10 protein-coding genes, 1 tRNA gene and 1 pseudogene are annotated in these 8,945 nt (G+C 49.7%); 1 reads left to right on the forward strand and 11 read right to left on the reverse strand.

Annotation, left to right across the window (positions count from 1 at the left end):
• Nucleotides 1–141: 141 nt before the first annotated feature.
• The 11 genes and pseudogenes from J8X26_RS19860 to J8X26_RS19910 form a co-directional block, all read right to left on the reverse strand.
• Nucleotides 142–1,173 carry a tyrosine-type recombinase/integrase gene (locus J8X26_RS19860; RefSeq protein ID WP_208951713.1) on the reverse strand — a complete coding sequence of 344 codons (1,032 nt, stop codon included), beginning with the start codon at nucleotides 1,171–1,173 and terminating at the stop codon, nucleotides 142–144.
• A gap of 83 nt (nucleotides 1,174–1,256) precedes the next feature.
• Entirely contained in the window at nucleotides 1,257–3,791 is a 2,535-nt protein-coding gene (locus J8X26_RS19865) for a replication endonuclease (RefSeq protein WP_208951714.1), read from the reverse strand.
• Nucleotides 3,788–4,303 (reverse strand): hypothetical protein, encoded by a 516-nt coding sequence (locus J8X26_RS19870; RefSeq protein WP_208951715.1) that lies wholly within the window; start codon nucleotides 4,301–4,303, stop codon nucleotides 3,788–3,790. Before J8X26_RS19870 ends, J8X26_RS19865 begins: the two co-directional genes overlap by 4 nt.
• A gap of 111 nt (nucleotides 4,304–4,414) precedes the next feature.
• Nucleotides 4,415–4,777 carry a hypothetical protein gene (locus tag J8X26_RS19875; RefSeq protein WP_208951716.1) on the reverse strand — a complete coding sequence of 121 codons (363 nt, stop codon included), beginning with the start codon at nucleotides 4,775–4,777 and terminating at the stop codon, nucleotides 4,415–4,417.
• A 12-nt stretch (nucleotides 4,778–4,789) separates the two neighbouring features.
• Entirely contained in the window at nucleotides 4,790–5,002 is a 213-nt protein-coding gene (locus J8X26_RS19880; RefSeq protein ID WP_208951717.1) for a hypothetical protein, read from the reverse strand.
• Nucleotides 4,999–5,193, reverse strand: a complete 195-nt coding sequence (locus J8X26_RS19885; protein ID WP_208951718.1) for a host cell division inhibitor Icd-like protein — start codon at nucleotides 5,191–5,193, stop codon at nucleotides 4,999–5,001. The genes J8X26_RS19880 and J8X26_RS19885 overlap by 4 nt, the downstream gene beginning before the upstream one ends.
• Nucleotides 5,194–5,255: 62 nt before the next feature.
• Nucleotides 5,256–5,534, reverse strand: a pseudogene (locus tag J8X26_RS28080) (ash family protein); the annotation flags it as partial.
• Between the two features lie 125 nt (nucleotides 5,535–5,659).
• A complete protein-coding gene (locus J8X26_RS19895) occupies nucleotides 5,660–5,854 on the reverse strand; it encodes a helix-turn-helix domain-containing protein (protein ID WP_208951719.1) in 195 nt (64 codons plus the stop codon).
• Nucleotides 5,855–6,034: 180 nt separating this feature from the next.
• The gene (locus J8X26_RS19900; protein WP_208951720.1) at nucleotides 6,035–6,304 is read right to left on the reverse strand and encodes a hypothetical protein; all 270 of its coding nucleotides are present in this window, start codon (nucleotides 6,302–6,304) and stop codon (nucleotides 6,035–6,037) included.
• A 47-nt stretch (nucleotides 6,305–6,351) separates the two neighbouring features.
• Nucleotides 6,352–6,933, reverse strand: coding sequence for a hypothetical protein (locus J8X26_RS19905; protein ID WP_208951721.1), 582 nt, complete (start codon nucleotides 6,931–6,933; stop codon nucleotides 6,352–6,354).
• A 10-nt stretch (nucleotides 6,934–6,943) separates the two neighbouring features.
• Nucleotides 6,944–8,347, reverse strand: a complete 1,404-nt coding sequence (locus J8X26_RS19910) for a site-specific integrase (RefSeq protein ID WP_208951722.1) — start codon at nucleotides 8,345–8,347, stop codon at nucleotides 6,944–6,946.
• 527 nt (nucleotides 8,348–8,874) lie between these two features.
• Here J8X26_RS19910 and J8X26_RS19915 point away from each other — a divergent pair.
• Nucleotides 8,875–8,945: transfer RNA gene (locus tag J8X26_RS19915), tRNA-Gly, on the forward strand.

Consider the following 8,945-nt stretch of genomic DNA (forward strand, 5'->3'; position numbering starts at 1 on the left):
TCCACCTATCCCCCACAGCGGGCGGCTACCCCCACCACACCCGCACGCGTTTTATGCACGAAATTGTGCAACTTGCAGCGGCGTCAATCCCCCGCCAGTACTGGCGGGAGGTCATTTTGATAACAGCGAATTTACTTGCACTTAAGCGCACTCTGTTGCACCGGATGCATTGGTTTCCAGCAGGCTATTTTCGAACCTCGCCGCAACGGGATTCAGGGCGACGGCATCCTGTAAAAAATCAGGAGCGAAGTGCGCGTATGTCATCGTTTGCTGTATGGTCGCGTGCCCTAGTATCCGTTGAAGCGTAATGATATTCCCTCCGTTCATCATAAAATGTGTGGCGAACGTATGGCGTAAGACATGGACAGCCTGACCCATAGGCAAATCGGGCTTCATTGCTTTCAACGTGGTGCGAACCCTAACGTAATCCGGGCGAAGTAATATTCCTGTTTTACCTCCTTTAACCAATGCTTCCAGGTCAGAAGAAATCGGGACAGTTCGGCGCTTACCGTTCTTCGTCTTCATGAACATAACCTTCCCCTGAATGATGTGTACGCCCTTAAGGTTAGCAACCTCTCCCCAGCGGCCTCCCGTCGCCAAACATAACAACGCGGCTTTGCGATCATCTCCATCAAGCAACCCAAGGAGGGTATCTATTTCGCTGGTGGTCAAAAATGACATCTCAGATTCACCCTCTTTAAATGCTTTAATCCCCCGAATAGGATGCTCACTGTGATATTCACCCGCCTCAATTAACTTGGTGAACATGCCGCTCATAATAGCCAGGTGGCGGTTAACACTTGAAGCCTTCAAACCCTGGTTTAGCATGTACACTCGATAGCCTTTAATTGCTTTAACAGTTAACTGGTCAGCACGCTGCAGACCTAGCTCTTTCATCGTCTTGATGATGGCAGTTAAGCGCTCTTTCTCTTTCTCACCACGAACGTGATGTTTGCCGTGTTGTACCCACCAAACATCCAACAGGTCCGTAAGCTTGCGCCGATCTGCCGGTTTTTCCAGCCATTCTTTGTTGTGATAGTTAACAAGAATGTGGCGTTCGTAAATTTGCGCTTCGCCCTTAGTATTAAATTTTCGCCGAATCCGCTTTCCCTCGGAACCCTGCGGCCTGACGTCCACTTCATAACGACCATCGTCGAGTTTCTTAATACTCATCAATCGCTTTCCTTTTTTTTTGCTCACGCTGCTGGCCAGCACAGACAGAAATGACTGTGCTCGATGCAATTTATCTAGAACATTCACTTTCTTGCTGGCTTCAAACGATGAAGCAACGTATCGACATGCCGCTTTAATTCCAGTCGCTGAGTATTCGAAAGGTGGGCGCCATCGTATGCAATGGTGGGCTTGCCCTGGCGGATCCTGACGGTATTCCCCAGACCATCGGTTAAACAGCCACCTCTCTGGATGATTGAAATATTGTGCGCGCTGGCGTCAAAGCCTGCTTTACCGAGTAGGGCGGTGAGTGACGCCCCATTTACTGGCCGCTGAGGGGCACGAGACTGCGCAGAGATAATCCTGTTACCCGGCATTTCTTCTGGCGTTTCTTTTTTTGCGTTAACCGGCGGTTCAAGACGCATTCTTTTCAGCATGTCTCGCCGCTGTTCAAAGGTCAGGGCGTCAATGTTGATGTTTTCATGCTCTTTATGCGTGGCACTTTCCCCCTCTAAATTGTCGCTATTTTGCTCAGGGGGACAGTTATTGCCACGAGTCCAAGGGGCGGCGGGGCCGCCCAGAGAGTCCAAAGAAAATTCAAAACCCACGCCTTGCTCTGGTGTATCTCCGACTTTATGTGGTTGCTTTCTGACCAGCTCCCAGTTGTCGGGGTGGGTGCAGACGCGGGAATCCTCGCCGAGTGCTGGCGACCAAACGCCAAAAATCTGAATACCGGCTTCGCCGTAATCGTTGAGTTTGTCTGCAACGTCGTAGGCGGTGCGGACGACATGATCTTTGCGGGGAATAAGGACGCCGCCCTGCGCCATGATGTAGCTGGCGAAGCACCCGGCGTCTGCTGCCACCATCACGTTATCCATCGCCTTGTCTGTCAGCTCGTGGGGGCCGTCTTTCTTGCGGGACATCTGCATTGCTAACCTGCGTAACTCGCGATAGGCCTGGCGTGAGGGAATGCCAAAGAAGCGGAATTGCTGAACCCGGTGCAGGGAAGCCCAGCCGACAACGTGCTCCACGGAATCGGCTATATTTTTGCCGCTGTCGTTATCAATGCGGGGTTTTCCCGTCTTGGGATCAATACCCCCCGCAGCGGCACCATCAATACCTTTTCCGATGTAGGTCGCGATATAGGCGGTTGGCGTCCCTTTCTCTTTGGTAATGAGTTCACTTTTGAATCGGGGAGTGATGCCGTTGCTAAGTTCGGCGCAATCTTCACGAATAGCGAATTCCCGCACGATGTCGGTAATGGTTTCGCGGTCGTCAGGGTGCGTAAACATCATCATGTGCCAGTGCACAGTGCCGTCATGGTTCGGCTCCGCCACCCGGACGCCGTACCAGCGCAATTTTTTACGGTTGAGCTTTTTACGGACGCCAGAAAAAAATACGTTGACCAGGTAATCGCTGCTGTCGCGCACCGTTGAGCCATCCCATTTAGGGTTAAGCTGGCCATTTTCTAACGTCGCGTGAAAGCGGGATGGGCAGGTTATGGTCATAAAAACGGCTTCATCGCCTCTTGCCTCGGCGATCAGTTCCAGGCCTTTCATGGTCGCCATCATTTCACAGCGGCGATGTGTCGGGTTGCTGTTGCCGGCGTAGTACGCCTCCTCAAGGTCGAGAGTAAAGCCGTCTTCGTTAACTATCTCGTAGGATTTGAGGAAATCGCGCATGCGCCGGCGCTGTTCCCGGTGCTCTATCAATGCGTCATGGCTGAGATATACCGACGTTGTTCTGGATACCTGGCCCGCTGCCCGGAGTTGCTCCTCACGCCAGACGCGACGAAGCCGCCACAGTTGATGCTGCCACCACGTCGCGCAGGTCAGACGGGCGATAGCACCCGGAAGCAGATCAAGGTTTGGCTCCGCGCGGCGATTCCCGTCCATTCCCAGCGCGGCCCATGCCGGCGGCGTGATGTTTAGCTTGAAGACCATGCGGGCAAGTTGCTGATAGACAGCCAATGCGGCGATCAGGGAGGAGTCCGAGCCGTGCTGTTCGCACAGGCGATTAAACTCACCTTCGACGGCCCCGGCGGTCAGGGTGGCGAGCGTTTGTACTTCCCGTTTGGTGAGCTGAGGGAGATCCAGCAATGCGTCGAGCCGCTCACGCGCAGCAATGTACTGGTACTGCGGGGTGTTGAAGCGGGCGTCAGTCCGCCCGATGCGCTTCAATATGTGGTTAAGCTGATCGCGCAAAAAGCGACTGGCAGGGCGAGTCCGTTTGCCGGTTCGCTCTGCATCACGCTGCTTTTCTCGCAGAAATCGCAGGCGTTGCAATAATGGTGTACGCAGATAAACCGGCAGGGCAAGCAGCGCGGCAACCTGATTACCTTCCCTGTCGGTTTTGGCTTTAAGGCGTGCGCCTGCTGTTTTAGTCAGGTACGCCGCTCTGTCTTCTTCGCGTGACTCTGCTTTGTCGATCAGGGTATCAAGTCGCGTTCGGAGAGTTGCAGGCCCCTCCTTCTCAGCCGCATAAGCGGCTTTTTCTTCTTCCAGGGCATAGCGGGCGGTGAGCTTGGCAAGTGGGGATATTGTCGGCTGTTCAGAGCCAAAAGTTGCCGGATCAATCGCGGGGCGCGGTGCGTTCCAGTGCCAGGCATAAGGGGCTGTCATGCTGCCCATCCGGCAAAATTCGTCCAGGCAGTTTCGCAAACCATCATCAGCCGTGCTGATTCAGCGAAGAACGCCCGCGCGGTCAACTGTTTGGAATGCAAGATGCTGTGGGCGATCAGGTCAGCAAGGAGTGGGCCGGGAGACTGGTAGATGGCGAGCAGCCCTTCGCTGTCTTCCATCAGGCTATACAGTGACAATCCGTTTTTATCCAGGGTCACACGATAGCGATCATCAATAATACAATCTTCTCCGGGCGCAGCTTGTGGGCTCTTGCCGGGGAGGGACTGCATTTTACGCCAGCTTTCGTGATAATTCTGAGCGCGTACAGCAAGGTGTGGGTTACATCCCCATAGCCAGTCAAGGAAGGCGTAAATATCAGCCGTGGGCGGCTGTCCCGTTTTGCTGGCGTGTGTATTCTCCCCCGTCATTGTGGACTCATGAGGCACGAGCCGACCACAAGTCGGCGTAACGAACTGATTATTACTTTTAGGAACACCAGTATTTATGCTCATATTTTCTGCCTGGTTATGTGATGCCCGGCAATAACGCCGGGCGGTATTTTTGGGCAAGGGGAGGCCCTGCGCCTGAGCGCATATATTTATTTAATAAAGATTAATTAAGCGTTATTGGTTATTGTGTATATATTCCAATCCGGCATCACCTTGCCATGCGGTAAAAATGCCGGCCGCCATATGAAGGCCATTTTGTATAGCCCGGATATCATTACCTAAATACTCAAGAAGAGCTTCAACCTGCTGGGCATTAATAGCTTTATCAATACTTAATTCCCCAAAAGCACCCGTCAAAACTTCAAGCATCGTGCAGGCTTTGCACAGTCTATCGAGGCGGTTCAGTGCATCCTCAGAAATAAAAGCGGCGTAATTTTTTCTTTCAAATGGCTGTTGGATCGTTGATTGCGGCTGTACTTCGGTATCCGCAGCGCTATTAATGCCTTTGGCAGTATTTGCGATATTTTGATTTGTCATTTTCTCATTTCCTTATTGCAGGCGGTCAGGGGCGATCGTGATTTCACGGACGGTCAACGGGCGAAAATGGGTTAACCCATCCCAGCGCAGACGAGCAGCGGCAAGAGATTTCGCCTGGTCTGTGTCGGGGGCTGAAACCTCGATGTGTACGCCGCGCGTGTAACCGCGTGCATTAACGGCATAACCAGAAATGGAAAAGGTTTTGTCCTGGAGTGATGTTGTCATATCAGCATCTCCCCTGCGGGAATACGTCCGGCAAAGCTGAACACGAAATCACGGGCCAGCAGTCGGCGGGCTGCGCGTTCATCAGGTGCGGTGACGTTGATACGGTGTGGTTTGTCGCACAGGTCTGCGCGGCGAACGGCCAGAAAAAGCCAGGTAAATTGCGGGCGAGTATGGGTAGGGATCGTTGACATGCGTCAATCTCCTGTAACGGCAATCTAATGCCACCACCGGAGCTTCGAACCTCTTGATTGGTGGTGACTCTGACGGGGTTCGAAGTACCGGCGTTACAGGAAACCGGCCTGACCGAAGTCAGCCCCGCCAGAGCCACCATTGATTCTGTGCGGATCAAAGCCGCTGAATAAGGGTGCACTGAGGCTACGACAATAAAAAAGACGCATGGCGCGTCTGGTGTCGCCTGTAAACGTATCGGGCTTCGAACCCCGGTTGCCCAATGTGGGGCAACGTGGCGATCATGCGATCCGCAGACGGGCGTTGTCAAACAGAATTTTGCATTTTTGCTCAACTGTTGCATAATGACTCCGTAGTATTTCTTTCTCAGAAAAAGTTCAGGTGATGTGCGCCTACTCTAATCAAGCCATGTGCACACGTATCAAAAGCCCCGCCCGGTTGCTCCTTGGCGGGGTTTTTTATTGCCTTTCATAACGTCTGTACACGGCGACCAGACTCAACAAACGCGTCTAAATCGCTCATGAGATAAGTCACGCGGTGACCGCCAATTTTGTAATGGGGGATTTTCACCCTTCCGGTACTGGCCCAGTTAGCCAGCGTCTGCTCTGACAAACCTAGATAATCGGCAGCTTCTTTACGGGTTAAGCGATTGGGGTTTTTCATGTTACTTGCCCTTCATTGAGATTACTTGCGGCAAGCATGGATGGGGAGAAACGGGAAAAACAGTACCAAATCAGATCTGGTACTGTCCCGCAATTGTTAAAAACAAGGAATGTTGGAGATAAAGCCTTTTAAATCATAACAATGCACAGATATATCAATTTGAAATATAGAATTGATTATTTATTCACTTTCCCATTCAGGCCCACTGATAAATTTTAAGTGCTCCGGAATGACAAGATCGTAATCTCTTATGGTATTACCCGCGTGTCTTGGCCCCTTTACTTCTATTCCGCATTCGTTCTTGGCATCTTTGATCCACCCCAAAACTGGGTTTCTGGAGGCAGGGGTGAGGCTTTCCGATTGCTGCATGTAATCTATGACCTTATCTATGAGGCTCCCATCGCTTGCTGTCGGGTAATGCTTAAGGGTTTCTTTGATTATTTCAGACATCACGGTTTGCCCCTTTGAAACGGTTTTCCCCTTACCGTTTCTACTTGCTACTTTTTTACTGATTTGAGTTCCTCAACCAATATTTCAAGTCGAGCCACCGTTCTTTCTTTTAAAATCCTGAGTGCAACGGTACAAAATATTTCGGCACTATCTCGCCGCCCCTCAAGGACTTCCAGAAATGCATTTTTTATCAGGTGTAATATGATAAAGGTATCTTCATTTGATACCCTGTTACCGCAAGACATATAAACCCTGCTCTCCAAAATAAATAACGCATCATCTTTGCCTCTCATTGGAGTTACGGGGTATCGTTCGAAAATATATGCCCTATAATTTTTACTTTCCCTTATATTACGAGACAGGCGCGAAAGAAAATCTATAAAATTATCAACCTGTCGGCGGGTGGATTTTTTACTAATTTCGAGAATTTCCTCAGCAGATTCAATATCATCATTTGTTTTAATTTTCTCAATCAATAACCGATCCCCATCGGATTTTAAAAACATATCGGGCGTGATAAACATTTTGATCATTTTGCACCGTCCAGGCCGAATGGCGCTTACCCGCACGGCTAAAATAATGGCGTTAAATGAGTTAACCGCCCAATGCTGATCGTCGAATCTAATCATATTTCACCTGTCACTCTTTAAGTTCAGTCAATAACTTTTCTAGAATAATGCGTTTCTGTGCATTGCTCATATCAGAAATCACCTTGTTTATTCTGCCTTCGTCGCTATCAATATTTGTATTCAGTATATATTTCTCAATTCGTTCTGCCGCATCTCTCAATTCCTCAGAGCAAAAGTGCGAATAACCCAACGTAACATCCGCACTTTTATCCGTTCTGTGGTTCATAAGTCTTTTCAGAACATAACTGCTTAATCCTGCAAGACCAGCAATAGTAGCGAATGTTCTGCGAGTATCGTGGCACTTGAATTTTATTGCCTTTAAATTATCCGGGTTAATATCTGGGACAGTACTTTTACTGATAAGATCAATTGCGCGACGTGGGTCGGTGATTACCCCTCCCTTTACGCTGGGGAATACCAGTTTTTGGCCGTCAGTCCGGTATGCCAGACGCCGTTTAAATATTTTCATCAACGTTTCAGTTGTGGGTAATTCCAGAGGGTGCCCGTTTTTCGTTTTATCAATCCAAAAAAATCTGCCATGGAAATCAACTCGACTCCATTCAAGCTGAAAAACCTCCCCGCGACGAAGACCAGTATAAAGAGCCATCTCAAGGGCATCACAACATGCAACAATGTGATCTTCTCTGCTGTCCATAGCCCAAGCTCGCACGGATTCAACAGCGGCCAACCATCGGGCAAGGTCATGCGATCGGATATGCGTATTCTTACGCGAAATTCCATGCCACTGACGTTTGCTGCTCAGTACGGTCGTTGGTGGTTCAGGAAGAAGCCTGACACCTTCAGTTGTTCTGTAATTGTCGCAGGCAAAATTACATATAGCCCTCAAAGCCCGCCCCCATAAATCAGCCTGGGCGCGGCTTCCTCCTGCTACGCCCGCACGCATTTTCGACAAATCACCACCAAACCACACAGTACCTTCGGTAATGGCATTGTGCCGGGCCTGCACATCGTCACGGGAAATCTCAGCTATCGGCCTCTCAAGCCAGTCACCAGAAAAATTACTCAGGGTTCGCCGATACTGTCTTGCCGTGGTGGGTTTAAGTCTGCCGCCCCTTGTTTTGACATAAAGCTCCAGCGCCTCGCCAAGCCTGGCTTTCGCTGCAATCTGATCCCGTTTAACATCATTTGGGTTCTGGCCGGTGACTGAGATACGCCCTAATTTCTCGAGTGCCAGCGTCCGCGCCATTTCGACCGAAAGTTCAGGAAACGTGCCAAGCGATGTACGTATAAACTTATTGTTAGCTTTCCGCACAACACAAAATGTCTTTTTGCCCGAGTTTCCTACGCGTATCCTAAGCCCTTTTACATGACTGTCTCTGTACTCAGCCTGTGTCCCAACTGGCGGCAGAGGGAGATCGAGTAATTTCAGTTTTGTGAATTTAAAGGGTTCCACGAGCACCACCATCTCTTATGATAAAGACCAGTACAGGTTTTTAGAAAAAAAATCGCCAGATCGGGGCTGATTTTCCACTCCTAAAAAATCTAGGATACCTATAGGCTACTACATAACGGTAGAATGAGGTATTTTGCGGTAAAAACGTACAATCAAAGCAATTGACCAATGTTATGATCATAAAGGTAAAATTACATAGCGGTAATGATAGGTAAGGCCTATTGATAAAACTCATAATCGCTCGGTCGCTGGTTCAAGCCCAGCAGGGGCCACCAACCGCCACTAGCTCAGCTGGATAGAGCCGATAACCATTGATGTTGTAGGTGCGAGACCTCGGTGGCGGGCCAATTTAGTGAGTAAATGGATTAAAGCGTTATGAAATGGAACGTCAAGAGTGTTTTCTTATTTGTGATTTTTGCATGGATGATATTCTGTCTCGGTTTTTCGATGTTTGATTCGAAAAAATGCACTTCAGAAATGAACAGACCAGAGATTTGTTCGGTAATCCATCCAGATGATTAGAAATTGCGGGCATCGTATAATGGCTATTACCTCAGCCTTCCAAGCTGATGATGTGGGTTCGATTCCCACTGCCCGC

The organism is Rahnella sp. ChDrAdgB13, from assembly GCF_017655185.1.
In the GTDB taxonomy this organism is placed as follows: Bacteria; Pseudomonadota; Gammaproteobacteria; order Enterobacterales; family Enterobacteriaceae; genus Rahnella; species Rahnella contaminans.

Excerpts from the sequence above, each read along its gene's own strand:
- J8X26_RS19860 (WP_208951713.1), bottom strand. The coding sequence starts at position 1,173 with ATGAGTATTAAGAAACTCGACGATGGTCGTTATGAAGTGGACGTCAGG.
- J8X26_RS19865 (WP_208951714.1), bottom strand. The coding sequence starts at position 3,791 with ATGACAGCCCCTTATGCCTGGCACTGGAACGCACCGCGCCCCGCGATT.
- J8X26_RS19870 (WP_208951715.1), bottom strand. The coding sequence starts at position 4,303 with ATGAGCATAAATACTGGTGTTCCTAAAAGTAATAATCAGTTCGTTACG.
- J8X26_RS19875 (WP_208951716.1), bottom strand. The coding sequence starts at position 4,777 with ATGACAAATCAAAATATCGCAAATACTGCCAAAGGCATTAATAGCGCT.
- J8X26_RS19880 (WP_208951717.1), bottom strand. The coding sequence starts at position 5,002 with ATGACAACATCACTCCAGGACAAAACCTTTTCCATTTCTGGTTATGCC.
- J8X26_RS19885 (WP_208951718.1), bottom strand. The coding sequence starts at position 5,193 with ATGTCAACGATCCCTACCCATACTCGCCCGCAATTTACCTGGCTTTTT.
- J8X26_RS19895 (WP_208951719.1), bottom strand. The coding sequence starts at position 5,854 with ATGAAAAACCCCAATCGCTTAACCCGTAAAGAAGCTGCCGATTATCTA.
- J8X26_RS19900 (WP_208951720.1), bottom strand. The coding sequence starts at position 6,304 with ATGTCTGAAATAATCAAAGAAACCCTTAAGCATTACCCGACAGCAAGC.
- J8X26_RS19905 (WP_208951721.1), bottom strand. The coding sequence starts at position 6,933 with ATGATTAGATTCGACGATCAGCATTGGGCGGTTAACTCATTTAACGCC.